Origin of the sequence: Actinoallomurus sp. NPDC052274, from assembly GCF_040679475.1 — a bacterium.
Lineage (GTDB): Bacteria > Actinomycetota > Actinomycetes > Streptosporangiales > Streptosporangiaceae > Actinoallomurus > Actinoallomurus liliacearum.
Genome location: NZ_JBFAUT010000027.1, coordinates 51,695 through 75,350, shown reverse-complemented (window position 1 = coordinate 75,350; position 23,656 = coordinate 51,695). Strand labels below are relative to the sequence as shown.

22 protein-coding genes and 1 tRNA gene are annotated in these 23,656 nt (G+C 70.2%); 5 read left to right on the top strand and 18 right to left on the bottom strand.

From position 1 onward, the window contains the following. Positions 1 to 195: 195 nt before the first annotated feature. The 7 genes from AB0K82_RS23360 to polA all read right to left on the bottom strand — a co-directional run bounded on the left by AB0K82_RS23360 (position 196) and on the right by polA (position 9,823). Positions 196 to 897 (bottom strand): hypothetical protein, encoded by a 702-nt coding sequence (locus tag AB0K82_RS23360; protein WP_364400174.1) that lies wholly within the window; start codon positions 895 to 897, stop codon positions 196 to 198. 37 nt (positions 898 to 934) lie between these two features. Then, positions 935 to 1,546, bottom strand: a complete 612-nt coding sequence (gene coaE / locus AB0K82_RS23355; protein ID WP_364400171.1) for a dephospho-CoA kinase — start codon at positions 1,544 to 1,546, stop codon at positions 935 to 937. Between the two features lie 61 nt (positions 1,547 to 1,607). After that, complete coding sequence (locus AB0K82_RS23350) at positions 1,608 to 2,093, bottom strand: GNAT family N-acetyltransferase (RefSeq protein ID WP_364400169.1); 486 nt, start codon at positions 2,091 to 2,093, stop codon at positions 1,608 to 1,610. Positions 2,094 to 2,099: 6 nt separating this feature from the next. Then, positions 2,100 to 4,109 carry an endonuclease/exonuclease/phosphatase family protein gene (locus tag AB0K82_RS23345; RefSeq protein ID WP_364400166.1) on the bottom strand — a complete coding sequence of 670 codons (2,010 nt, stop codon included), beginning with the start codon at positions 4,107 to 4,109 and terminating at the stop codon, positions 2,100 to 2,102. 42 nt (positions 4,110 to 4,151) lie between these two features. After that, complete coding sequence (gene rpsA / locus AB0K82_RS23340) at positions 4,152 to 5,615, bottom strand: 30S ribosomal protein S1 (RefSeq protein ID WP_345363701.1); 1,464 nt, start codon at positions 5,613 to 5,615, stop codon at positions 4,152 to 4,154. Between the two features lie 207 nt (positions 5,616 to 5,822). Further along, positions 5,823 to 6,962 (bottom strand): polysaccharide deacetylase family protein, encoded by a 1,140-nt coding sequence (locus AB0K82_RS23335; RefSeq protein ID WP_364400164.1) that lies wholly within the window; start codon positions 6,960 to 6,962, stop codon positions 5,823 to 5,825. Between the two features lie 167 nt (positions 6,963 to 7,129). Continuing rightward, positions 7,130 to 9,823 carry a DNA polymerase I gene (gene polA / locus AB0K82_RS23330; protein ID WP_364400161.1) on the bottom strand — a complete coding sequence of 898 codons (2,694 nt, stop codon included), beginning with the start codon at positions 9,821 to 9,823 and terminating at the stop codon, positions 7,130 to 7,132. A 53-nt stretch (positions 9,824 to 9,876) separates the two neighbouring features. Here polA and AB0K82_RS23325 point away from each other — a divergent pair, with 53 nt between their 5' ends. Beyond that, entirely contained in the window at positions 9,877 to 10,293 is a 417-nt protein-coding gene (locus AB0K82_RS23325) for a hotdog fold thioesterase (RefSeq protein ID WP_364400158.1), read from the top strand. A gap of 318 nt (positions 10,294 to 10,611) precedes the next feature. Next, on the top strand, positions 10,612 to 11,211 hold the full coding sequence (locus tag AB0K82_RS23320; RefSeq protein WP_364400156.1) for a DUF4352 domain-containing protein: 600 nt from the start codon (positions 10,612 to 10,614) through the stop codon (positions 11,209 to 11,211). A gap of 70 nt (positions 11,212 to 11,281) precedes the next feature. On the opposite strand, the gene AB0K82_RS23315 is transcribed toward AB0K82_RS23320, so the two are convergent. The 6 genes from AB0K82_RS23315 to AB0K82_RS23290 all read right to left on the bottom strand — a co-directional run bounded on the left by AB0K82_RS23315 (position 11,282) and on the right by AB0K82_RS23290 (position 17,090). Then, positions 11,282 to 12,013, bottom strand: coding sequence for an ABC transporter ATP-binding protein (locus AB0K82_RS23315; RefSeq protein WP_364400153.1), 732 nt, complete (start codon positions 12,011 to 12,013; stop codon positions 11,282 to 11,284). Continuing rightward, on the bottom strand, positions 12,003 to 12,815 hold the full coding sequence (locus AB0K82_RS23310) for an ABC transporter ATP-binding protein (protein WP_364400150.1): 813 nt from the start codon (positions 12,813 to 12,815) through the stop codon (positions 12,003 to 12,005). Before AB0K82_RS23310 ends, AB0K82_RS23315 begins: the two co-directional genes overlap by 11 nt. Beyond that, positions 12,812 to 13,999 (bottom strand): branched-chain amino acid ABC transporter permease, encoded by a 1,188-nt coding sequence (locus AB0K82_RS23305; protein ID WP_364400148.1) that lies wholly within the window; start codon positions 13,997 to 13,999, stop codon positions 12,812 to 12,814. The genes AB0K82_RS23310 and AB0K82_RS23305 overlap by 4 nt, the downstream gene beginning before the upstream one ends. Continuing rightward, positions 13,996 to 14,961: a branched-chain amino acid ABC transporter permease gene (locus AB0K82_RS23300; protein WP_364400145.1), complete on the bottom strand. Its 966-nt coding sequence runs from the start codon at positions 14,959 to 14,961 to the stop codon at positions 13,996 to 13,998. Before AB0K82_RS23300 ends, AB0K82_RS23305 begins: the two co-directional genes overlap by 4 nt. An 81-nt stretch (positions 14,962 to 15,042) precedes the next feature. Continuing rightward, positions 15,043 to 16,209, bottom strand: coding sequence for a branched-chain amino acid ABC transporter substrate-binding protein (locus AB0K82_RS23295; protein ID WP_364400143.1), 1,167 nt, complete (start codon positions 16,207 to 16,209; stop codon positions 15,043 to 15,045). Between the two features lie 269 nt (positions 16,210 to 16,478). Then, a complete protein-coding gene (locus tag AB0K82_RS23290) occupies positions 16,479 to 17,090 on the bottom strand; it encodes a response regulator (protein ID WP_364400141.1) in 612 nt (203 codons plus the stop codon). Between the two features lie 91 nt (positions 17,091 to 17,181). On the opposite strand from AB0K82_RS23290, the gene AB0K82_RS23285 reads away from it, so the two are divergent. After that, positions 17,182 to 17,255 (top strand) — tRNA-Leu (locus AB0K82_RS23285). A 163-nt stretch (positions 17,256 to 17,418) separates the two neighbouring features. Here AB0K82_RS23285 and AB0K82_RS23280 read toward each other — a convergent pair. From AB0K82_RS23280 to AB0K82_RS23260, 5 genes are all read right to left on the bottom strand, one after another. After that, a complete protein-coding gene (locus AB0K82_RS23280; protein WP_364400139.1) occupies positions 17,419 to 18,192 on the bottom strand; it encodes an ABC transporter permease in 774 nt (257 codons plus the stop codon). Next, positions 18,189 to 19,163: an ATP-binding cassette domain-containing protein gene (locus tag AB0K82_RS23275; RefSeq protein WP_364400136.1), complete on the bottom strand. Its 975-nt coding sequence runs from the start codon at positions 19,161 to 19,163 to the stop codon at positions 18,189 to 18,191. The genes AB0K82_RS23280 and AB0K82_RS23275 overlap by 4 nt, the downstream gene beginning before the upstream one ends. A 159-nt stretch (positions 19,164 to 19,322) precedes the next feature. After that, positions 19,323 to 19,943, bottom strand: coding sequence for a PadR family transcriptional regulator (locus AB0K82_RS23270; protein WP_364400134.1), 621 nt, complete (start codon positions 19,941 to 19,943; stop codon positions 19,323 to 19,325). A 163-nt stretch (positions 19,944 to 20,106) separates the two neighbouring features. Continuing rightward, on the bottom strand, positions 20,107 to 21,165 hold the full coding sequence (locus tag AB0K82_RS23265; protein WP_364400131.1) for a methyltransferase: 1,059 nt from the start codon (positions 21,163 to 21,165) through the stop codon (positions 20,107 to 20,109). Between the two features lie 21 nt (positions 21,166 to 21,186). Then, positions 21,187 to 21,642 (bottom strand): DUF1772 domain-containing protein, encoded by a 456-nt coding sequence (locus tag AB0K82_RS23260; RefSeq protein WP_364400129.1) that lies wholly within the window; start codon positions 21,640 to 21,642, stop codon positions 21,187 to 21,189. A 229-nt stretch (positions 21,643 to 21,871) separates the two neighbouring features. Here AB0K82_RS23260 and AB0K82_RS23255 point away from each other — a divergent pair, with 229 nt between their 5' ends. Together AB0K82_RS23255 and AB0K82_RS23250 are read left to right on the top strand one after the other, a co-directional pair. Next, on the top strand, positions 21,872 to 22,333 hold the full coding sequence (locus tag AB0K82_RS23255) for a DUF1772 domain-containing protein (RefSeq protein WP_364400127.1): 462 nt from the start codon (positions 21,872 to 21,874) through the stop codon (positions 22,331 to 22,333). Positions 22,334 to 22,506: 173 nt separating this feature from the next. Further along, a complete protein-coding gene (locus AB0K82_RS23250; protein WP_364400124.1) occupies positions 22,507 to 23,565 on the top strand; it encodes a cytochrome P450 in 1,059 nt (352 codons plus the stop codon). The last annotated feature ends 91 nt before the right edge of the window (positions 23,566 to 23,656 follow it).

Genomic DNA, 23,656 nt, shown 5'->3' with positions numbered 1-23,656 from the left:
TCAGGACGCAGGCCCAGGCGGCCCGCGACGAGGGCTTCGCCGCCTCCCGGGGCGGCAACCGCGCCTGCCGAAGGTCGGAGACGTGACGGTCCGCTGGTCGCGTCCCCTACCCGCTGAACCATCTTCGGTCACGGTCGTCAAGGATGCGGCCGGAAGGTACTCCGCCTCGTCCGTTGTTCAGGTCAGGGCCGGTCCTCAAGGGCTAGCGAACTCGCAGAAGGCCACGGTGGCGTCGTCGTGACGCTTGTTGCGGGGCCAGCGCCGCCCGTCCGGGTCGGTGCGCTCGGCCTCGCGGACCTGCTCGATCAGCGCCGCCGGCCCCCGCTCGGCCAGCGTGGTCAGGGTATGCGGCCAGTCGGTCAGGCCGAACCGGTCGACCAGCCGAGTGGCGCCGTCGGTGAGCAGCGCCGCCCGGCGCAGGCCCGCGATCGGCACGCTCCCGACGTGCGCCCGCTCGGCCACGCGCGGGTCGGCCGCGGCGAACCCGCTGCCCTCGGCGGTGAGCGCGGTGACCCGCCCGTCCCGGTCGAGCAGCAGCGTGGAGTCCGACAGCACCAGGTAGTCCGCCGCCCGGTCCCGGGCGCGCAGCGCGACGACCGTCGTGGCCGGGGTCCAGGGATGGGACAGGTCGCAGCGGCCGCCGTGCGCGTCCGCCGTCTCCGCGATCGCCTGGGCCAGGGCCGTGGCCGGGCTCACCCGGTGGTCGAGGAGGCCGCCGAGCAACCGGGTCGCGAGCTGTCCGACGTACCACGGGCGGCCGTGCACGCAGCCGGTCTCCAGGCTCATGTCGATGCTCATCCCGTCCAGCACGACGGCGGCGCCGAGCGCGGTGGCGACGAAGTCCTCGTTCGGCCGGGCGGGGCTGCCCTGGTCGGTCGCCCAGGTGATCCGCATCATCGCGCGACACCCCTGTCGGTCGGCCGGGTGACCCGCGTCATCGCGCGCCGTCCAGGTCGGCGCGCCGTTTGAGCTCCGCCCACAGCTCGTCGACCAGCTCGGCGAGCCGCTCCAGCGGGCCGGAGTTGTCGATGACCCGGTCGGCGATCTCCAGCCGACGCTCCCGGGTGGCCTGGGCGGCGATGCGGGCCCGCGCGTCCGCCTCGGTCATGCCGCGTCGTCCGGTCAGCCGCCGCACCTGCTCCTCGACGGGCGCGTCGACGACGACCACGAGGTCGTACATGCCCGCCAGGCCGTTCTCGGCGATCAGCGGCACGTCGTAGACGACGATCGCGTCCGGCGGCGCCTGCTCGACCAGCTCGCGCATCCGCTCGCCGACCCGCGGGTGGACGATCGCGTTCAGGCGCGCCCGCCGCTCCTCGTCGGCGAACACGATCGACCCGAGCCGCTCCCGGTCCAGCGAGCCGTCCGGGCGCAGCACCCCGTCGCCGAACTCCGCGACGACCTCGGCCAGGCCCGGCGTGCCCGGCTCGACGACCTCACGTGCCGCGGCGTCGGCGTCGACGATCACCGCGCCGTGCTCCGCCAGCCGCCGGGACACCTCGCTCTTGCCCGACCCGATTCCTCCGGTCAACCCCACACTCAGCACGACCGCGAGCGTACTCACTCCCCCGGCGCGGCGGCCACAAGGGATTTCGCACCCCGCGCGATCAGGCGCCGGGCCCGGCCGCGACCAGGGACTTGCGCAGGTGCACGAGCGTCAGGTGGTCGGCGACCCGTTCCCGGTGGGTCTCGGCGTACCCGAGCCGGCGGTACAGCCGCAGGTCGGTCTCGCTGAGGTGCCCGGTGAACAGCACGCAGGCGTCGGCCCGCCCGGCCACCTCCGCCTCCAGCGCCCGCATCAGCGCCTCGCCGATCCCCCGCCCCTGCAGGTCGGGCGCGACGACGAGCCGCCCGACCAGGCAGGTGCGCTCGTTGAACCGGCCGCGTACGGAACCGACGAGCCGGGACCCCACGCTCGCCTTGAGGACCAGCGACTCGGCGATCATCTTCCGGATCTGGTCGAGGGACTCGACCAGCGGGGGCAGGAACGGATCACCGTGCAGCTGCGCCTCGGTGACGTACGCGGCGCGCTGCACGGTGAGGATCTCCCCGGCGTCGGCGACGTCGGCGTGCTCGATCCGGGCCTCCTCCACGGGCGGTCAGCCCACCACGCGGACGGTCGCGGCCACCGGGTAGTGGTCCGAGGCCTTCCGGGAGGAGTCGACCGCGCTGCTGTCGAAGCCGAGGTCGTCGCTGCCCAGGATCCAGTCGGCACGCGTGCCGCCCGCCGTGGTCGGCGGAGGCGCGTCGATCGGGCTGCGCAGCCCGCTCTGGCCCATCAGCCGGCTCAGCTCCGGAGTGCCCGGGCCCGCGCCCATGTCCCCGGCGATGACCGTACGCGGCGCGCCGCTCCACACCTGCAGCAGCTTCGCGATCTCGGTCAGCCGGCTCTGGGTGCGGTCGGTGCCCTGCTGGAGCTGGACGGACCACACGTCGGCGGTGCTCCCGCCGCCGACGTCGACCCGGGCCCAGACGTACCCCGGCGCCTGCGGGCCGGCGCCCACCGGCAGCCGCCCGGTACCGGTGGCCTTGACCCGCAGCCGGGTCAGCACCGCGTTGCCGTCCTGGTGGTCGGCCGCCGGCCCCCACACGAGACGCATCTTCAGCCGCCGCGCCAGCCAGGACGCCACGTCCGCGGTGCCCGACATCGGGCGGCCCCGGCCGACCTCCTGCAGCGCCACGACGTCGGCGTGCTGCGCCTCGATCGCGTGGGCGACCGCCTCGGGGTCCAGCCGGCCCCCGTCTCCCACGGCGTCGTGGACGTTGTACGAGACGAGGCGGAACGTGCCCGGCAGCGCCGCCGCCCGCGTCACCGAGGGCGCGGTCACCGCGTAGATCACCGGGACGACCACGAGGACCAGCGCGCCCGCGCCCGCGCCGAGCGCGCGGACCGCCGAACGGACCGGCAGCGGGCCGCCGCGCGCCGCGGCGATCGCCGACAGCAGGCCCAGCGCGATGCCCGCCAGGCCCGGCAGGACCTTGTTCGGCAGCGGCAGCGGGTGGGTGTAGTGCAGTTGGTACGGCAGGATCACGACCAGGACGCCCAGTCCGCCGAGGGCCGCGCCCAGGTCGACGCGCCACGCCCGGCCCCCGGTGTCGGAGACCTTGACGTTCGGCGGCGGGCCGCCCCGCTCGGCGGGCCGGCCGCGGTACCCGCCGCGCCGCAGCGGCACCCGCGAGGCGACCGCCAGCAGCCACGCCGACAGCACCTGACCGATCACCACCACGGCGATCGCCACCGCGCCGGTGAGGCCGTACCGGCCGGTGACCGCCCCGGCGCCCACGCCGAGGAGCGTGCCGCCGAACACGCACACCCCGCCGGGCACGGCCGCCACGGCCAGGCCCGACGACAGGAACGCCAGCGCCAGCGCCTGACCGACCAGGACGACCGCCCCGGCGACGGCCAGGGGCAGCCCGCCGCTGGAGGACGCGAACGCCGGGCTGGACAGCACGAGGATCTGCAGGGCCAGGAACGGCCCCAGTGCCGCCGCGCCGAGCGCGTCACGCCAGCCGATCACCGGAGCCTCGACCGGCGGGGTGCGCAGCCAGCGCGCCAGCACGGCGACTCCCCCGGCGACGACCAGCAGGGTGACGATCCAGGCCGCGACGCCCGGACGCGCGGGCGGGTCCCAGGTGCCGAAGGCGAGCCGCAGCGCGGTGTCTCCGGTGAGCCCCGCGGTCGCCGCGACCGCGAACCCGGTGCCGGACAGGCCGCGCGCCGCCTCGTACAGCGCCGTGACCGCGAGCATCCCGAACACGGCGCCCGCGAATGCCAGCCACAGCGCCGGTGAGAGGGCCTGCATGGCGAGCCGGACGAGCAGCAGCCCGCCGATCGCGACGGCCGCCAGGCCGCGCGGCCCGGCGACCGCGCGGACGCCGGGCGCGAGGAAGCCCGCGAGGCAGGACACCAGGATCACCAGCGTGGCGGTGACCGCCCCGCCGCTCTCGGTGTAGTGCCCGAACGCGGGAAACGCCGCCCGCAGCACCTCGGCGAGCACCGCCAGGGTGATCGCGATCAGCGAGATCCGCGACAGTTCCTGGGGAACGACCGGGGGTCCCGCCGTAGCGACGGGACCCCCAGATCGGACGCGTGAGTCAGAATCGACCATATCGGTGGTCTTCTACTCCTCGCCAGTATGCGGTTGTTTGTCCTACTCCTGGCCGCCGGACAGCTTCTCGCGGAGCGCCGCGAGGGCCTCGTCGGAGGCGAGAGCGCCGCCCGTGTCGCCGCCCTGCGACTCCTCCGTGGCGTACGACTGCGGACCGGCGGCCTCGGCCTCGGCCCGGCGGGCCTCCTCGACCTGCCGCTTGTGGGCGTCGAAGCGGGACCGGGCCTCGGCGTACTGCCGCTCCCATGCCTCGCGCTGCTCGTCGTAGCCCTCGAGCCAGTCGCCGGTCTCCGAGTCGAAGCCCTCGGGGTACTTGTAGTTCCCCTGCTCGTCGTACTCGGCGGGCATGCCGTAGAGCGTCGGGTCGAACTCCTCGTCGGTGAACGTCCCGCCGGTCTCGTTGGCCTGCTTCAGCGAGAGGCTGATGCGGCGCCGGTCGAGGTCGATGTCGATGATCTTGACGAAGATCTCGTCGCCGACCTGCACGACCTGCTCGGGGATCTCCACGTGGCGCTCGGCCAGCTCGGAGATGTGCACCAGACCCTCGATGCCCTCCTCGACCCGCACGAACGCGCCGAACGGCACCAGCTTGGTGACCCGGCCCGGAACGACCTGGCCGATCTGGTGGGTGCGGGCGAACTGCTGCCAGGGGTCCTCCTGCGTCGCCTTGAGCGACAGCGAGACCCGCTCGCGCTCCATGTCGACGTCGAGAACCTCGACCGTGACCTCCTGGCCGACCTCGACGACCTCGGAGGGGTGGTCGATGTGCTTCCAGGACAGCTCGGACACGTGCACCAGACCGTCCACGCCGCCGAGATCGACGAACGCACCGAAGTTGACGATGCTGGAAACGACGCCCTTGCGGACCTGGCCCTTCTGGAGGGTGTTGAGGAAGGTCTGACGGACCTCGCTCTGGGTCTGCTCGAGCCAGGCACGGCGGGACAGGACCACGTTGTTGCGGTTCTTGTCCAGCTCGATGATCTTGGCCTCGAGCTCGCGGCCGACGTACGGCTGGAGGTCGCGGACCCGGCGCATCTCCACCAGCGATGCCGGCAGGAAGCCGCGCAGGCCGATGTCGAGGATGAGGCCGCCCTTGACGACCTCGATGACGGTACCGGTGACGATTCCGTCCTCGTCCTTGATCTTCTCGATCGTGCCCCAGGCGCGCTCGTACTGGGCGCGCTTCTTGGACAGGATCAGGCGACCTTCCTTGTCCTCCTTCTGGAGTACAAGGGCCTCGACGTGGTCTCCGACCTTGACGACCTCGTTCGGGTCGACATCGTGCTTGATCGAGAGCTCACGCGAGGGGATGACACCCTCGGTCTTGTAGCCGATGTCGAGCAAGACCTCGTCTCGATCGACCTTGACGACAGTGCCTTCGACAATGTCGCCGTCGTTGAAGTACTTGATGGTCTCGTCGATCGCCGCGAGGAAGGCTTCCTCGGACCCGATGTCATTGACCGCTACCTGCGGGGTACTCGAGGTGGCCTCGGTGCTGCTCGTCATGTGTGGGATGGCTCCGGATACGGACATGCGTAGTTGCCTGTGCTGCGCGGAGGGCCAGTTATCCGTCCCTGCCGATGAACCGGCGGCGTGACCATACCGATGTCGACGTGACCGAGCGCGAGCCTGCTCTGTCCGAGGCGCGCGCAGGCCCACAGCGCAGCGATCAGAATATGGGACGTCGACCGGTACGGTCAATCTCTCGCGTGATCAGTACGGGCACGCGCGGGCCCGGAAGCCCTCGGCGAGGTAGATCATCTTAGCCTGCGGGAAGGCCACCGTGGCCGGATCCCCGTCGGACGTGTAGCGCTTGTCCGGGTGCTGGGCCAGCCAGTCGAGCCAGGCGATCGAGCAGAACCGCCGGCAATCGTCCTGGCGAACCCTGCCGTCGTCGCGGATCCGCGGGATCTGCCGAGGATCATAGTCCTTCTCGAACGGCGAGTCGGCCGGACGCCACCCCGCCAGGAACATTCCCTGGAAGTCCCACCGGGCTCCGGCGGCCGCCCCGCGATCGGCCCACGACAGGCGCGCCGGGGCGCCGAAAGGAAACGCGAACGTCACCGGCGGGATACCCGTCGCATCCGTGATCATCTTCTGGTCGGTGCCGATCTCCCTCGCCACGGCACCGTGTCCCATCCCCGTCAGATCCGGGTGGTGGGTCGTGTGGTTGGCGACCTCGAAGCCGTGCTGGGCCAGCCAGCTCATCGCCGCCGCCGCCCGGTCCCCCAGCGCGAACGGATCCGCGTTCACGAAGAACGTCGCGACCGGGCGGAACCCCGGATTCTCCCGCGCCACCCGCTCGATCACCCCGACCGCGGTGTCCGGCTCCGGAACGCCCGCGGCGTCGAACGCCAGGTGCGTCGGCGAGCCGTCGTCGAAGGTCAGCACGACCGGATGCCGGCCCGCGGGGACGTTCATCCTGCCCGTGACCAACTCCGCGGCCGTCACCGGCACGTAACCCTCCCGCGCCAGCCGGGTGAACTCCGCGTACAACTGCGCCGGCGTACGGTCCAGCGACACCTTGGGCTTGGCCAGCACCCGGTGGACCATCAGGATCGGGACCTGGCCGAGCTCGTTGGCACCGGCGGCGCGCGCCGCCGCGGCCGCCTTCACCGGGTCGAAGCCGGGCGTGGACGGTGCGGCCGTCCGCGCCGGGCTCGCCGGCGCGACCGCCCGCCGGCCGCGCCCCGTCCCGCGCGCCGACGCCCCCGCGCCGTCCCCGGCGGAGGCGGTCGCGCCCGCGCGGCGCGCGTTCACCCCGTGGCGGCCGGATCCGGCCGACGGCGACAGCACGCCGACGGCCACCGCGGCCACGATCAGGGCGACGGCGAGTCGGTGAAGGTGCGGCACGGGCGCCCCCAGCGGTCCGGGCCCACGGCGATCTGCGAGACCGTGCGCGACGTCGGAATTCCGCGCGGAACGGACCTTCGACCAAGACGATCCACGCCGCGCGGACTCTTACTTCCCGCTTCCCGAATCTTGCAATCCGTCACCGGGGCCACCAGTCGGTGACCGGCTCAGTGACCGGCGTCCTGCCAGGTGCGGCCGGTGCCCATCGAGACCTCCAGCGGCACTCGCAGGTCGTACGCGCCGCTCATCTGCTCGCGCACGAGGGACTGCAGCGCCGCCAGCTCGCCCGGCGCCACCTCGAAGATCAGCTCGTCGTGGACCTGCAGCAGCATCCGCGACCGCAGCCCGGCCGCGCGCATCGCCCGGTCGACGTTCAGCATCGCGACCTTGATGATGTCGGCCGCCGACCCCTGGATCGGCGCGTTCAGCGCCATCCGCTCGGCCATCTCACGCCGCTGCCGGTTGTCGGAGGTCAGGTCGGGCAGGTAGCGCCGCCGCCCCATGATCGTCTCGGTGTAGCCGTCGTGCCGGGCCGTGGCCACGATGTCGCGCAGGTAGTCGCGCACGCCGCCGAACTGCTCGAAGTACTCGGCCATCAGCGCCCGCGCCTCGTCCGGCGTGATCCGCAGCTGCTGCGACAGCCCGAACGCCGACAGGCCGTAGGCCAGGCCGTAGTTCATCGCCTTGATCCGCGACCGCAGCTCCCCGTCGATCTGCTCGGGCGGCAGGTCGAACACCCGGGAGGCGGTGATCGTGTGGAAGTCCGCGCCGGACTCGAACGCGTCGATCAGCGCGGCGTCCTCCGACAGGTGCGTCATGATCCGCAGCTCGATCTGGCTGTAGTCGGCGGTCAGCAGGCACTCGTAGCCCTCCCCCACCATGAAGCCCTCCCGGATCTGCCGGCCCTCGGCCGTGCGGATCGGGATGTTCTGCAGGTTCGGATCGGAGGAGGACAACCGGCCGGTCGCCGCGACCATCTGCCCGAACGTCGTGTGGATGCGCCGGTCCTCGTCCGCCATCGGGATCAGCGAGTCGACCATGCTCTTGAGCTTGGCGACCTCGCGGTGCCGCAGCAGGTGCTCCAGCACCGGGTGGCCGGTCTGGGCGAACAGGCTCGTCAGCGCGTCGGAGTCGGTGGTGTAGCCGGTCTTGGTGCGCCGCGTCTTCGGCAACTCCAGCTCGTCGAACAGCACCTGCTGGATCTGCTTGGGCGACCCGAGGTTGAACTCGTGCCCGATCGCCTCCCAGGCGCCCTCCTCCATCGCCTTGACCTCCCCGCCGAAGGTCGCCGACAGCTTCGCCAGGTAGTCGATGTCCAGGGCGACGCCGACGCGCTCCAGGCCCGCCAGCACCTCCACCAGCGGCAGCTCGACCTCCTGCAGCAGCCGCGTCGCGCCCCGCCGCTCCAGGTCCGCGTCGAGCGCGTCGGCGAGGTCGACGACCGCCCGCGCCCGCACGACGAGGTCGAAGGCGGCCTCCTGCTCACCGGACCCGTCGATCGTCAGCTGGCCGCCGTCGTCGGCCTCCTTGCGCAGCTCCCGGTGCAGGTAGCGCAGGACCAGGTCGCCCAGGTCGAAGGAGCGCTGGCCGGGCAGCGCGAGATAGGCGGCCAGCGCCGTGTCGCTCGTCACGCCGTCCAGCCGCATGCCGCGCGCGGCCAGCGCCAGCATCGGGCCCTTGGCGTCGTGGATCGCCTTCGGCCGCTTCGGGTCGGCCAGCCAGGCGGCCAGCGCCCGCTCGTCGTCCTCCGGCAGCTCCACCGGGTCGATGAAGGCTCCCGCGCCCGCCTGGTTGGCCAGCGCGAGTCCGGTGATGTCACCGGTGCCCCGCCCCCACGTGCCGGTCACCGCGACGCCGACCCGGCCCTCGCCGGTGGCGTGCTCGGCCAGCCACGCGGCGAGCTCGCCCGGCCCCGGCCGCGCCATCTCGACCTCGAAGCCCTCCTCCGCCTCCGGCTCGACCGCCGACAGCGTGGCGTACAGCCGCTCGCGCAGCACCCGGAACTGCAGCGTGTCGAACAGCGTGTGGATCTCGTCGCGGTCCCACTGCCCGATCGTCAGCTCGGCCGGGGCCGCCTCGAGCGGCACGTCGCAGACCAACTGGTTGACCTGGTAGTTGCGCATGACCTCGCCGAGGTGCTCGCGCAGGCTCGCCCCGGCCTTGCCGGTGATCTCCTCGACGTGCTCGATGACCCCGTCGAGCCCGTCGTACTTGGTGATCCACTTGGCCGCGGTCTTCGGCCCCACGCCGGGCACGCCCGGCAGGTTGTCGCTGGTCTCCCCCACCAGGGCGGTGAGCATCCGGTGCCGCTCCGGCGGCACGCCGTACTTCTCCTCGACCGCCGCCGGCGTCATACGCGCCAGGTCGGACACGCCCTTGCGCGGGTAGAGCACCGTGCAGTGCGGGCCGACCAGCTGGAAGGCGTCCCGGTCACCGGTGACGATCGACACCTCCATGTCCTGCTCGACCGCCCGCGTGGCGAGCGTGGCGATCAGGTCGTCGGCCTCGTAGCCCGCGACGGACATCCGCGGGATGCGCAGCGCGTCGAGCACCTCGAAGATCAGGCTGATCTGGCTGCGGAAGTCGTCCGGGGTCTCCCGCCGGTTCGCCTTGTACTCGACGTAGGCCTCGTGCCGGAACGTCGGCTCCGACCGGTCGAAGCACACCCCGACGTGCGTGGGCGCCTCGTCGCGCAGCACGTTGATCAACATCGACGTGAAGCCGTACACCGCGTTGGTCGGCTGACCCGTCGTGGTCGAGAAGTTCTCGATGGGCAGCGCGAAGAACGCCCGGTAGGCCAGGGAATGCCCGTCCAGGAGCAGCAGGCGCGCGTTTTCAGAGGTCGCTTCCGTCGTCACCACGCCAGCAGCCTAGTCTTCAGTTCGGACAGTTCTGAGCAGGTGACGGAGGTTTCATGAGCGAGGCCGGCGGCTCCATCGACGATCTCGAGGGCGTGGACGTGCGCGGGGACCTGGCCACGGCGATGGGCGTGGAGATCCTCGAGGCGAGCGCCGAGCGCGTCGTGGCGCGCATGCCCGTCAAGGGCAACACCCAGCCGTACGGCGTCCTGCACGGCGGCGCCTCCTGCGTCCTGGCCGAGTCCGCCGGCTCCATCGGCGCGGCCCTGCACGCCGGACCCGGCCGCATCGCCCTCGGCATCGAGATCAACGCCACCCACCACCGGGCCGCGACCAGCGGGTACGTCACGGCGGTCGCCACCCGCCTGCACGGCGGACGCACTCTGGCCAGCTACGAGATCGTCATCACCGACGAGCAGGACCGCCGCGTCTGCACCGCCAGACTCACCTGCGCCATCCGCGACCAGGCATAGATTTCTCGCATCTTTTGCACCAGTCACTCCAGTCTCGCTACCGTTGGAGGGCAAGAGCCCGGAGCGCTGAGTAGAAAACGTACGATCCGGTCCCCGTGCAGGGCCGGGGAAGGCCTGCACGGGTCACCAGACCGTACGGCGCCAAAGGCGCTCCGGGCTTATTTTCGTCCGCGGGCCCCGGCCACTCCGGGCGAGTGCCCGCCCCAGGGCTCGATCGCGCCGGTCTCATCGCCGCGCCGGTCTCGATTCGGCCACAGCCGCTTTGCGCGTCGGCCACGGAACCTTTGCATGATCGCGTCCGTCGCCTACCGTCGCGCTGTGCGCCCCTTCGCGATCACACACGGCGTCCGCCCCCGGCACCGATTCGGCGCGCTCCGCGCCCTGACGCCACTGCTCGCCCTGGCCCTCGCCGCGGCGGGCTGCGGCCACTCGGCCCGCGACTACACCATCCCGCCGCAGGCCCTCCCCGAGCACGAGACGCCGCTCAAGGGCCGGACCGCCGCCATCGGCGAGGTCACCTACACCGCGATCGGGGTCCGCACCAAGATCCCCGAGGTCATCGGCTCCCACGCCAGCTGGATCCCGCACGGCCAGTACGTCCGCGTCCGCCTCCTCATGGTCAACCACGGCCGCGAACGCCACGACCTCGACCCCTCCCGCCAGCGGCTCATCACCGCCGACGGAACCGCGTACGCCCCCAGCATCGACGCCATGCAGATCTCCCGGGCGCCCGCCGGAGTGCAGACCATCGCCTCCCAGGAGATGCGCGCCTTCGACCTGTGGTTCGACGTGCCCGCGAACGCCAGGGTGAAGGCCCTGCGCGTGCTCGGCGACCCCTCCTCCTCCCGGCTCGGCGACCAGCTCAAGGGCGGCGCCGTCAAGAACGCCAAGAACCCCGTCGACATCTCCCTCACCTGACGCGCCGACGACGAAAGGGGCGGCGGCCCGCCCGCGCGAGCCACCGCCCCTTTTCGACACCGGCGAACGGTCAGTCGCCCGAACCGGCCGCCGCCTCCGCGCCGCCACCGAGGTACGCCGCGCGCACCTGCGGGTCGTTCAGCAGCTCGCTCGCCGCCGCGGACTTCACCACCGAGCCCGTCTCCAGGACGTACGCGCGGTGCGCGACCTGCAGCGCCTGCTGGGCGTTCTGCTCCACCAGCAGGACCGTCGTGCCCCGCCGGTTGATCTCCGTGATGATCTCGAAGATCTGCTGGATCAGCTTCGGCGCCAGACCCATCGACGGCTCGTCCAGCAGCAGCACCTTCGGCTTGGTCATCAGCGCCCGGCCGATCGCCAGCATCTGCTGCTCACCGCCGGACATCGTGCCGCCCGCCTGGTTCTTGCGCTCGGCCAGCCGCGGGAACAGCTCGTAGACCTCCTCCAGGTCCTTGGCGACCTGGTCCCGGCGCGCGTACGCGCCCATCTGGAGGTTCTCGACGACCGTCATGCCGGGGAAGATGCCCCGGCCCTCCGGCGACTGCCCGATGCCCATGAGCACGCGCCTGTGCCCCGCCACCTTGCTGATGTCCTTGCCGTCGAACCGGATGCTGCCACGCGTCAGCGGACGCAGCCCCGAGATCGTCTTGAGCGTCGTCGTCTTGCCGGCGCCGTTCGCGCCGATCAGCGTGACGACCTCGCCCTCGTCGACCTCCACGGACACGCCCTTGAGCGCCGCGATCTTGCCGTAGTGGACGTGGATGTCCTCGATCTCAAGAAGCATCGGCGGGGACCCCCAGGTACGCATCGATGACCCGCTGGTTGTTCTGGATCTCGGCCGGCAGACCCTCAGCGATCTTCTGGCCGAAGTCCAGCACGGCGATCCGGTCGCTGATGCCCATGATCAGGCTCATGTCGTGCTCGATCAGCAGCACCGTCCGCCCGGTGTCCCGGATCCTGCGGATCAGCCCCTGCAACTCCTCCTTCTCCGTCGGGTTCATCCCGGCGGCCGGCTCGTCGAGCAGCAGCAGCTTCGGGTCCGTCGCCAGCGCACGAGCGATCTCCAGCCGCCGCTGGTCGCCGTACGGCAGGTTCTTCGCCGTCTCCTCCATCCGGTGCGCGATCCCGACGAACTCCATCAGCTCCCGGGCCTTGGCCCGGCCGTCGCGCTCCTCCCGGCGATGCCACGGCAGCCCCAGAGCCGCCCCGGCCAGCCCGGTCCGGTGGTGCGCGTCCGCGCCCACCATGACGTTCTCCAGCGCCGACATGTTGTGGAACAGCCGGACGTTCTGGAACGTGCGCGCCACGCCGCGCTTCGTCACCTGGAACCGCTTCTTGCCGTCGATCCGGGAACCGGCGAAGACCACCTGGCCCTCGGTCGGCCGGTACACGCCGGTGACGACGTTGAACACCGTCGTCTTGCCCGCGCCGTTCGGCCCGATCAACGCGAAGATCTCACCCTCGTTGATCGTCAGGTTCAGGCCGTTGATCGCGACGACGCCGCCGAAGCGCATCGTGATCTCACGCAGCTCCAGCGCCGGCGTTCCGGTGCTCTTCTCCGCCGGAACGGCTGCCGTCTCGCTCATTCGCCCACCTCACCAGCGGCGACGGTCACCGGACCGCCCACCTCCGCACCGAGGCCGCCCATGCCGCCCTCGCCCTCGGCGAGTTCCGCCTTACGGCGCCGCGACGGCAGCAGACCCTCCGGCCGGAAGATCATCAAGAGGACCAGCACCCCGCCGAACACCAGCACGCGGTACTCCTGAAGGCCACGGATCCGCTCCGGGATCCACGCCACCAGGAACGCCCCGAGCATGACGCCGGGCAGGTTCCCCGAGCCGCCCAGGACGACCGCCGCCAGGATCGTCGCCGACAGGATGAACGGGAAGTTGTTCGGGATGATGGACACCGCCTGCGACGCGTACACCACGCCGCCCGCGCCACCGATCGCCGCGCCGATCGCGAACGCCGCCAGCTTGAACTTGAACGTCGGAACGCCCATCAGCTCGGCAGCGTCCTCGTCCTCCCGGATCGAGGCCCACGCCCGGCCCACCCGGCTGTTCTCCAGCCGCTTGACGAAGATGATCGCCAGGACGATCACCACCAGCATCACGTAGTAGTACGGCTTGCCGTCCAGCGCGCCGTACTTGAACGGCTGCACACCACCGATCCCGATCGCGTCGAAGAACCCGTTGTCCGGGATCGTCCACTCCGACAACGTCGGCGGGTGCGGAATGCCGCCGATGCCGTTCGGGCCGCCGATGTAGTCGGTGTTCTGCGCCACGATCCGGACGATCTCCCCGAAGCCCAGGGTCACGATCGCCAGGTAGTCGCCGCGCAGCCGCAGCGTCGGAGCGCCCAGGATGATGCCCGACGCCGCCGACAGCAGCACGCCGATGACCAGGATCTCCCAGAAGCTCAGGTGCATCTTCGTGCCGAAGATGGCCATCGCGTAGCCGCCGATCGCGAAGAACGCGACATACCCCAGGTCGAGCAGACCGGCCTGCCCCACCACGACGTTCAGGCCGATCGCCAGCAGGATGTACCCGCCGATCGGGAAGAACAGCAGCGTCGGCCAGTCGGTGTACGGCGACATGAAGCTGCCGATGCCGTCCGCCGGCAGGATGATCGCGACCACGATCAACAGCAGGTAGACCGCCCAGCGCGCCCAGCGCGGAGCGGACCCCCACCGGTCACGGAGCGAATCGGAGAAAGAGGAGTACCCGTCCCGCGCACGGGCGAGCGGGCTTCGGTTGGTCGAATCGTTCATGCGCGCGCCTGCTGAAGAGACTCACCGAGAATGCCGGTGGGACGGAACATGAGGACAAGCACCAGAAGGCTGAATGCCACGACGTCGTGCCACTGGGAGCCGAAGATCGCCGAGCCGTACATCTCGATCACACCGAGGACGATGCCGCCGACCAGCGCGCCGCGGAGATTGCCGATACCGCCCAGCACCGCGGCCGTGAACGCCTTGATGCCCAGCAGGAAGCCGACGTCGAACTTGGTCTCCTCGAACCGCAGCATGTACAGCGCCGCCGCCACGCCCGCCATGGCGCCGCCCAGTGCGAACGTCGCGGTCACGATCCGGTCGATGTTGACGCCCATCAGCACGGCCGTCTCCGGATCCTGCGCCGTCGCGCGGATGCCGCGGCCGAGCTTCGTCCGGTTCACGAACACGTCCAGCAGGATCATCATCAGGACCGCGCCGACGATCACGATGAGCCGGTCGTTCGACAGCTCGAACCCGCCGATGTGAATCACGTCGTCACGGTGCACGAAGTGCCCCTGAACCGGCAGCGCGCCCTTCTCCTTCGGCAGGCCGAACGCCTGCGGGATCACGAGCCGCGCGAAGAGCTGCTGCAGGAACAGCGACGCGCCGATCGCCGAGATCAGCGCCGCGAGCCGTGACGCGCCTTTCCGCCGCAGGGGCCGGTACGCCACGTACTCCAGGATCACCGCGCTGCCGCCCGAGGCGACACCGCCCACGACCGCCAGCGCGAGGGCCAGCCCCACCAGCGCGAAACCGCCGACATTCGACGGCATCCCGAACAGGTGCAGGGCTCCGAGCACGCCGAACGTTCCGATCATGAAGATTTCGGAGTGCGCGAAGTTGATGAGTCGCAGGACGCCGTAGACCATCGTGTAGCCGAGCGCCACCAGCGCGTAGATCGCGCCGAGCGACAGGCCGTCAATCGTGTACGGCCAGAATTGACTGAAAAGATTGTTCAATGTGGTCGCCTTTGCCGCAGGGGCGGGAGCATGTCGCTCCCGCCCCTGCGCCTGTCCTAAGGCCGCCGTCTGGCAGGCGGACTACTTGACCGTCGCGTTCTTGGCGCTGCCCAGCAGCGGGAGCTGGTTGCCCTTGACCTCGTAGACGTAGACGTCCGTCGCGGTCGGCTCACCGTTGCTCTGGAACTTGATCTGCTTCGAGACGCCCGGCTTGTCGACCTTCGTCAGGAAGTCGTTGATCTTCTCCGGCGTCGTGTTGCCGGCCTTGACCGCCTCGATGAACGCGGTGGCCGCGTCGTAACCCTCGGCCGAGTAGATCGCCGGGTCGGCGTTGAACTTCGCCTTGTAGTCCTGGGCGAACTTCTTGCTCGCCGCGCTCGCCGTACCGGTCGGGTCGATCAGGCACGGGCAGCCGATGATCGAACCCTCGGCGTTCGTTCCGCCGGCGCCCTTGGCCAGACCCTGGTCCAGCGAGCCGTCACCGGACAGGAAGCGCGCCTTCACGCCACCCTCACGCAGCTGCTTGATCAGCTTGCCGCCGGCCGCGTAGTAGCCGCCGAAGAAGATGGCGTCCGGCCCGAACGCCTTGACCTTGTTGACGGTCGCGGAGAAGTCCGAACCGTTCGGGTCGATCGGGTCCTCGGAGGTCTGGGCGCCGCCCTTCTCCACCGTCGCCTTGACCGTCTCGCCGAGCGGCTTACCGTACTCGGAGTTGTCGTGGACGATGAAGACCTTCTTGGCCTTCAGCCCGTTGGTGATGAACTCACCGATCCCCGCGCCCTGCACGTTGTCGTTGGCGATGAGGCGGTGCCAGTACTTCCAGCCGTGCGTCGCCAGCGCGGCGTTGGTCGCCGAGGAGGAGATGTTCGGCAGCTTGCCCTCCTCCAGGACCGGGTCGGCCTGCGCCGACTCGCCGGAGAAGGTCGGGCCGATGAGGCCGGCGATCTTGTCCTTGGTGATGGCCTGCTTGGCCAGCGGCACGGCCTGCTCGCCCTTGCCCTGGCTGTCGTAGGTCTTGAGGGTGATCTTGACCTTCGGGTTGGTCGCGTTGTACTGGTCGATGGCCAGCTGAGCGCCCTGCTTGGGCGGGATGACGATGCCGGAGTTCTCGCCGGTCAGGTCGCCCATGAACCCGATGGTGACATTGTCACCACCGCCCTTGGAGTTGCCACCGCACGCGGACGCGCCGAGCGCCAGTGTCGCGCTCGCCGCCACCACGCCGACGACCGTAATCAATCTGCTCCGCAAGGTAGCTCTTCCTTCCGTCCGAATCCCCTGGATCAGGGACTTATCACCACCCAGGTCGTGGACTCGGTGCGGGCGAAACAGCACGTTTCCTGGGGGCTCGGTGGGTAGTACACCGAGCACCGGCTACGAACAGTAGAGATCCAGCGATGGTGTTGCTGATTCGTTACTGCCCTGTGCCCTAAAAGTCCGGATTTGGTTACGGACGGTTACTCTGCGTAGTAGTGCAGATCACTTCGTTTCAGGGACGTTAACGGACATAGGACGCCCTCCTATTCGGCCGGTCCGCCAGACGTCTCTCCCGAGCCGCCCGCGATGACCGCCTCCGCCACCGCCCGCATCGTCAGCCGACGGTCCATCGACGTCTTCTGGATCCAGCGGAACGCCTCCGGCTCCGACCACCCGTGCGCGCTCTGCAGCAGCCCCTTGGCCCGGTCGACCAGCTTCCGCGTCTCCAGGCGCTCCCCGAGCGAGCTCACCTCCGCTTCGAGGCTCTTGATCTCCTGGAAGCGGCTCACCGCCATCTCGATGGCGGGCACCAGATCCGCCTTCGTGAAAGGCTTCACGAGGTAGGCCATGGCGCCGGCCTCGCGCGCCCTCTCGACCAACTCCCGCTGGGAGAACGCCGTCAGGATGACGACCGGCGCGAGGCGACCGGCGGCGATCCGCTCGGCCGCCGAGATCCCGTCCAAGATCGGCATCTTCACGTCGAGGATCGTGAGGTCCGGGAGCAACTCCGTCGTCAGGCGGACGGCCGTCTCCCCGTCCCCCGCCTCACCGACGACCTCATAGCCGTCTTCTTCCAACATCTCCTTGAGGTCCAGCCTGATCAGGGCCTCATCCTCAGCGATCACAACACGACGCGCGCTCTCGGTCACGCGCACGAGCGTACCCGGACCCGCTACCCTGGTACCCGCCGCGGCCCGCGCAGCCGGGCCGGCGATCTTCGGGCAGTAACCTGCATGTCCGAAAAATGCCCCGGTACTCCAATTGGTCGAGAGGACGGATTCAAAACCCGTACAGTGTGGGTTCGAATCCCACCCGGGGCACTTTGTGAACCGCCGTTCCCAGTGGACGGCGGTTTTGCGTTGATTGCTGGTACGAGCCCCCCGCTACTTCTTCACCGGTGAATCAGCCGATATCACCAGGTTGTTCACCGAACCAAGTGCCGGTGGCCCGGGTGCGCCCTGAGGGGCACACCCGGGGCAGGGCTCAGACCGAGCGCTGGTAGGCGCGGAAGGCGAGGGTGGACAGCCAGGCGCAGACGATGGTCAGGGCGAGCAGGCCGCCGCCCCGGGTGAGGACGAGGTTCCAGTCGACGTCGCTGTGGAGCGACTCCCGGCCGACCTCGACCAGCCAGTTGATCGGGTTCCAGCCGGCGATCGTGTTCATCCAGCCGGGCATGAGGTCGCGGGGGACGAAGGTCGAGGAGAGGAACGCGAGCGGAAGCACCAGGAACTGGGCGATGCCGATGACCGATTCCTCGCTGCGGGTGAGCAGGCCGAGGGCGTTCGACAGGGAGGCGAACGCCATGGCGATGAAGGCCGTGCAGATGAGGAAGACGAGGAGAACGCCGATGCCGCCGTGGAAGCGCGCACCGGCGGCCAGGCCGATGAGGAGGATGATCACGCCCTGGATGACGACGGTGATGGCCTGGTAGATGATGCGGCCGACGATCAGCGCCCCGCGCCGGACGGGCGTCACGAGGAACCGGTTGAGGGTGCCCTCCTTCATCTCGGCGACGAAGACCATGCCGCTCCAGCCGCTGGCGAAGAGGGCGGTCATGGCGACGACGCCGGGGGTGAGGTAGCCGATGTAGGAGCCGCTGCCGGTGCTGTGTGCCATGACCGAGCCGAAGAGCTTGCCGAACAGCAGCAGCCAGACGATGGGCTGGACGAGTGTGGCGAAGAGGTAGAAGGGCTGGCGGATGAAGGCTCGCAGGTCGCGGAAGGTCATGTAGCCCGACTGGCTGATGATGGCGGTCATCGGCTGGCCTCCTCGTGGGCGCTGCGGAAGGTACGGCCGGCGTGGCGGAGGTAGACGTCGTCGAGGGTGGGGGCGGACAGCGTGACGGAGACCACGCGGAGCCCGGCGGTCTCGAGTGACGACAGGACGGCGGGGGCGGCGGAGGCTCCGTGGTCGACGCGCGCGCTGACTCGGCGTTCGCTGGTGACGACGTCGCGGACGCCTTCGAGGTCGGCCAGTGCGGCTTGGACCGCGTCAGGGGGGAAGGCTTCGGCGAGTTCGACCTGGATGGCGTCGCCGTGGAGTTCGTTCTTCAGTTGGGCGGGTGATCCTTGGGCGACGATCCGGCCCTGGTCCAGGATGACGAGGTCCCGGGCGAGTTCGTCGGCCTCTTCGAGGTAGTGGGTGGTGAGGATGACGGTGACGCCTTCACCGGCCAGCTTGACGATCTCCTGCCAGAGTTCGGATCGGGCTTCGGGGTCGAGGCCGGTGGTGGGTTCGTCGAGGAAGAGGACCTTGGGCCGGTGGACGAGTCCCATGGCGACGTCGAGTTTGCGGCGCATGCCGCCGGAGTAGGTCTTGGCGAGTTGGCCGGCGGGTTTGACGAGGTCGAATCGGTCGAGGAGTTCGTCGACTCGGCTCTTGAGCGCGTTGCCGCGCAGCCCGTACAGGCGGCCTTGGAGGAGGAGGTTCTCGCGGCCGGTGGCGGCGGGGTCGACGCCGGACTGCTGGGCGACGCAGCCGATGGCGTGGCGGACCTTGCCGGGGCGGGCGACGACGTCGACGCCGGTGATCTTCGCGGTGCCGGCGTCGGGCCTGGTCAGGGTGGTGAGGATTTTGATCGTGGTGGATTTGCCGGCGCCGTTGGGACCGAGGAGGCCGAAGACCGTGCCGGCGGGGACGTCGAAGCTGATGCCGTCGAGGGCCTGGACGTCGTCGGAGTAGCTCTTCTTGAGGTCCCTGACTTCGATGGCCAGGGCTTTTTCGGACATGACGAATCTCCCGGGGGATTCCTGATGATCACTGGCTGATCCCCGGGCGACGGTCCGGCTATCGTGAGAGTGCGACCCTCGATGGGCCTGTCGCCACCCGGTGACATGGTCGAGGTGGGCTCCCGGCGGATGCGGCAACATCCGCCGGGAGCATGTCCGCTACAGCACTTTGTCCTCCTTCGTGGTGGGCTGCTCGTGCCATCGCCGCCAGTCCGGGAGGTCTTCGAGGGAACCGTCCTCGATCTCCTTGATCAGCGCTCGCACCCAGCCCAGCTCGGCGCGCAGCATCGCGGACTCGTAGTCGGCCTCGACGCAGAAGAGGCGGCGCAGTCCGTTCTCGAGGAGTTTCTCGACGAGTCCGTCGAGTTCGGCGGCCCGATCCTCCAGCAGCAGCCGCCGCTCTTTCAAGGCGGCGACGGCTTCGTCGGGGGGCAGCACCGGCAGGAGGGACAGGCCGGCCTCGAACTCCGGGAACTCCTTGCGGGGGTTGCGCAGGATGTCGCGGAGCCAGTCCCCGAGCTCGGTCTCGCCGGACGCGGTGAGGGCGTAGATGGTGCGCTCGGGGCGGCGGCCCTCCCGCACTGTCTCCACCGGTGTGATGAACCCGGCGCGGACCAGTGCGTCGACGACGGTGTAGAGCGAGCCGTAGTTCATGCGGATGCTGCGCTCTTTGCCGCGCGCCTTCAACGTGGTCGCCATCTCGTAGGGGTGCATCGATCGCTCGGACAGCACGGCGAGCACCGCGAGCGCGAGCGGGTTGGAGACCTTGCGTTTGGCCATCGCATTCCTCTGTGCGTGATATCCGGTGTCGAGTATACGCTTCCAAGGACTTTTGACTAGATATTCCACGCGAAATGACTGTCGGCCCCGGCCCTCTGATGGGAGGGTCCGGGGCCGGCGTGGCCGTGAGCAGGCGGTTTCGGGTCAGGTGGCCGTCCTCGTGTCAGATGGGCCCGTACTCCAGGACCTTCCAGCCACCGAAGCCGGGGTCGTTCACCGGCTGGAAACCGGCGGCCTCGGTGAGGACGCGGAAGTCATGGGCGTCGCGTTCGCGGCCGCCGTAGCGCAGCAGCATGTCGATGTCGAGGAATCGGGCGGGGTCCCACTGATTGGGCGGGGCGAGCACCTGTTCGATGATCAGGAGCCGGGCGGTGGTGTCCGCGCCGATCGCCGCCCGGATTCCCCGCAGGATCGCGAGGGCGTGCTCGTCGTCCCAGTCGTGCAGGACCGCCTTGAGCACGTAGGCGGAGTAGCCGCTCGGCAGCGTGGTGAAGAAGTCGCCCTCCATCACCGTCGCCCGGTCCGCGACGCCGAGGGCCTGGAGGTTGCGCCGGGCCCGTTCGGCGACCTGGGGGCGGTCGAACAGCAGACCCTTCGCTCCGGGGGTCCGCTGGAGCACCCGCCCCAGGAAGCCGCCTTCTCCGCCGCCGATGTCGGCGATTCCGGTGAACCGGGCGAAGTCATAAGTGTCCAGGAGCATGCGGGTGGTGGCGGCGGTCATCCTGGTCATCGCCTGGTCGAACAGGTCCGCGGCCCGCGACTCGGCCGCGATGTGGTCGAAGAACGTCCGTCCGAAGACGTTCTCGAAGACGGGGCGGCCGGTACGGGCACCGGTCAGGATCTCGCCGTACGGCCGCCAGACCAGTTCGTCTCCGTTGAACAGGACCATGTCCCGGACGCTGTACGGGACGTCGGAGCGCAGGCACTCGGCGAGCGGGGTGAGCGTGAAGCGGCCGTCGGTGTCTTCGCGGAAGACCTCGACGGTGGCGGCGGCGCGCAGCAGCCGGCGCAGCGCGTCGGGATTCGCGTCGGTGGCCTCGGCCAGTTCCGCGGCGGTGCGCGGGCCGGTGGCGAGGTGGTCGGCGACGCCCAGGCAGGTCAGCGCGTAGATCACCTGGGAGATCCGTTTTCCGGTCGTGAGCATGAGCATCCGTGCGACGGGTGGCAGCTCATGGGCGTTGGGCGGGCCGATGAGTCCGGTGCGCGGCGGGTTGCCGTCCATGAACCTCTCCTCGGGTGGCGTCTACCAGACGATCACGACGGCAGCGGCGAGATTGACCGCGAGCGCCGTGGTGGCGAGGGCCGTCCTGATGGCGTTCCACTTCTGCCAGCGAAGCCGGCGCGTGGGCCAGTCGGAGGGCAGCGCCTGCGGATCCTGGCTGCTGACCCACCGGTTGATGGGCACGTTCTTGGTGACCGACACCGTCATGACGGACGCCATCAGGATCGTCGCGACGGCACACAGCAGGTGCGCGGCGAGCGGGGACGCCATGATCGCGCCGAGGATGTCGGCCAGGACGGTGGTCGCGATCGTGATCGGCATGAACGGGTCGTAGCGGGTGGCCAGGAACCCGTGCGCGCGGACGTACTGCTCGCCCGGCAGTGCCAGGAGAAGTGGCACTCCGCCGAGAACGGTCCCACAGAACACGCCGACGGCGATTCCGTTTCCCACGAGGGCCAGCAGCACGATCTCTGTCACGTCCGTCCTACCTTTCGCGGCCGAGGCTCGGCGTGTCACCGGTCCGAGGCTCCCAGCGGATCCTCGAGTACGGCTCGCGGACGTGTGGACGCCCGGCCGTGGACCCGGCGGCGGTGCGCCGGCGGCGCGAGGTTCGTGGTGCGGGCTCGATCGTGGTTTGAGGAAGGTTCCAGCGGCGGTGTGGATCCTGGTGCGGTTCGAACCGCTCAGGCACGCCGGAGGTTGGGAGATGACCGTTCAGGTGCTGGCCGTCGTCGCGCTGCTCGGCAACGGCATCGTGGCCGGTGTCTTCTTCGCGGTGGCGGTGAGTGTGCTGCCGACTCTGTTCGCGCTGCCGGCGGGCCGCTACGTCGAGACGCACCGGCTGCTCGGCAGGGGCTACCACCCGGCGATGCCGCTGATCGTCAACGCGGCGACGGTGAGCGCGCTGGCGCTGGTGTTCCTGGTCCACGGGATGGCCGACCGGCTGTTGTTCCTCACCGCCGGGGTGCTGCTGATCGGCGTGCAGGCGGTGTCGCATCTGGGGAACGTCCCGCTGAACCGCAGCCTGCACGGGATCGATCCGGAGCGCCTGCCGAGCGACTGGCTGGATCCCCGGCCTCGCTGGCGGAACTGGCATCGGTTGCGTACGGCGCTCGCCCTGGTGGCGCTCGTCCTGACGAGCACGGCCACCGCGTTGTTGCACGCTTAGGAGGTCATGTGCCGGACAACGGCGAAGAACTGTCATCTTCCCGTCCTGAAGAGCTCTCGTTCCCTCTCGTCTCACCGGTCCCGTATGAGCCGAGCCCCGCCCTGGCCGGGCTTCGTGAGAGCGGCTGTCCGGTCGGCCGGATCCGGTTGCCGACGGGTGCCGTGGCCTGGCTGGTGACCAGGTATGAGGACAACCGGCTGGTGCTGGCGGATCCGCGGTTCAGCCGGGCGGCGGCGGCGGCGCCGGGCGCGCCGCGGGCCCGGCGGGTGCCGCTGGAGGCCGCGTCGCTGACAACGCTGGACCCGCCGGAGCACACCCGGGTGCGGCGGCTGGTGATGGGGGCCTTCACGGAGCGGCGGATCGCCCGGTTCGCCGATCGCGTCCAGGAGTTCGCCGAGAAGCTGTTCGCGCGGATGGCGTTGCACGGACCGCCGGCCGATCTCGTCGCCGATCTCGCGCGCCCGCTGCCGTTCATGACCATCTGCGACATCCTCGGTGTGCCGGCGAGCGTCCACGACCGGTTCAGGTCGTGGACCGAGACGTACCTCAACGTGACGGGCCGGGAGCCGGCCGAGATCGAACGGGCCGGAGAGAGTCTGCGCGGTCATCTGCGCGAGCTGGTCGCGCTCAAGCGCCGGGAGCCGGGCGAGGACCTGCTGAGCGCGCTGGTCGCGGCGCGGGACGAGGAGTTGTTGTCCGAGTCGGAGCTGGTGGCGCTCGGGGTGACGCTCCTGGTCGCGGGCTATGAGACGGTCGTGGGTTATCTGTCGGGGGCGGTGGTGGCGCTGTTCCGTCACCCCGATCAGCTCGACCGGCTACGCGCCGTCCCGGGTCTGGTGCCGACGGCGGTGGAGGAGTTGCTGCGGTACACGCCGGCGCCCGCGACCGGAGGGACGATCCGGGTCGCGCTGGAGGAGGTGCGGATCGGCGGTGTGACGATCGCTCCGGGTGAGGCGGTACTGCCCGCGATCACGTCGGCCGACCGGGACGCCGCGGTCTTCTCCGCACCGGACCGGCTCGACGTCACGCGGACGCCGAATCCGCACCTGGCGTTCGGTCATGGGCCGCATCGCTGCCTGGGTGCGCCGCTGGCCCGCGCGCAGCTGACGATCGCGCTCGGTGGTCTGTTGCGGCACTTCCCGGCGCTGCGCCCGGCGGTCCCGGTCGAGGAGCTGGAGTGGCAGACCACCGGGATGGTGCGCCGTCCGGTGGCGCTGCCGGTCATCTGGTAGCCGCCCTCCGGGCCGGAACGCGGTGGGCACGGTCTGGCCGTGCCCAAGTCGTGTGAGAACGCCAGGACCATCTGTCTTCTCTCCTTTGCCG

What these genes read in the sequence shown, in the direction of transcription:
- AB0K82_RS23360 (WP_364400174.1), bottom strand. Translation starts at nt 897, where the DNA reads ATGATGCGGATCACCTGGGCGACCGACCAGGGCAGCCCCGCCCGGCCG.
- AB0K82_RS23345 (WP_364400166.1), bottom strand. Translation starts at nt 4,109, where the DNA reads ATGGTCGATTCTGACTCACGCGTCCGATCTGGGGGTCCCGTCGCTACG.
- rpsA (WP_345363701.1), bottom strand. Translation starts at nt 5,615, where the DNA reads ATGACGAGCAGCACCGAGGCCACCTCGAGTACCCCGCAGGTAGCGGTC.
- AB0K82_RS23325 (WP_364400158.1), top strand. Translation starts at nt 9,877, where the DNA reads ATGAGCGAGGCCGGCGGCTCCATCGACGATCTCGAGGGCGTGGACGTG.
- AB0K82_RS23315 (WP_364400153.1), bottom strand. Translation starts at nt 12,013, where the DNA reads ATGCTTCTTGAGATCGAGGACATCCACGTCCACTACGGCAAGATCGCG.
- AB0K82_RS23310 (WP_364400150.1), bottom strand. Translation starts at nt 12,815, where the DNA reads ATGAGCGAGACGGCAGCCGTTCCGGCGGAGAAGAGCACCGGAACGCCG.
- AB0K82_RS23305 (WP_364400148.1), bottom strand. Translation starts at nt 13,999, where the DNA reads ATGAACGATTCGACCAACCGAAGCCCGCTCGCCCGTGCGCGGGACGGG.
- AB0K82_RS23280 (WP_364400139.1), bottom strand. Translation starts at nt 18,192, where the DNA reads ATGACCGCCATCATCAGCCAGTCGGGCTACATGACCTTCCGCGACCTG.
- AB0K82_RS23275 (WP_364400136.1), bottom strand. Translation starts at nt 19,163, where the DNA reads ATGTCCGAAAAAGCCCTGGCCATCGAAGTCAGGGACCTCAAGAAGAGC.
- AB0K82_RS23270 (WP_364400134.1), bottom strand. Translation starts at nt 19,943, where the DNA reads ATGGCCAAACGCAAGGTCTCCAACCCGCTCGCGCTCGCGGTGCTCGCC.
- AB0K82_RS23265 (WP_364400131.1), bottom strand. Translation starts at nt 21,165, where the DNA reads ATGGACGGCAACCCGCCGCGCACCGGACTCATCGGCCCGCCCAACGCC.
- AB0K82_RS23255 (WP_364400127.1), top strand. Translation starts at nt 21,872, where the DNA reads ATGACCGTTCAGGTGCTGGCCGTCGTCGCGCTGCTCGGCAACGGCATC.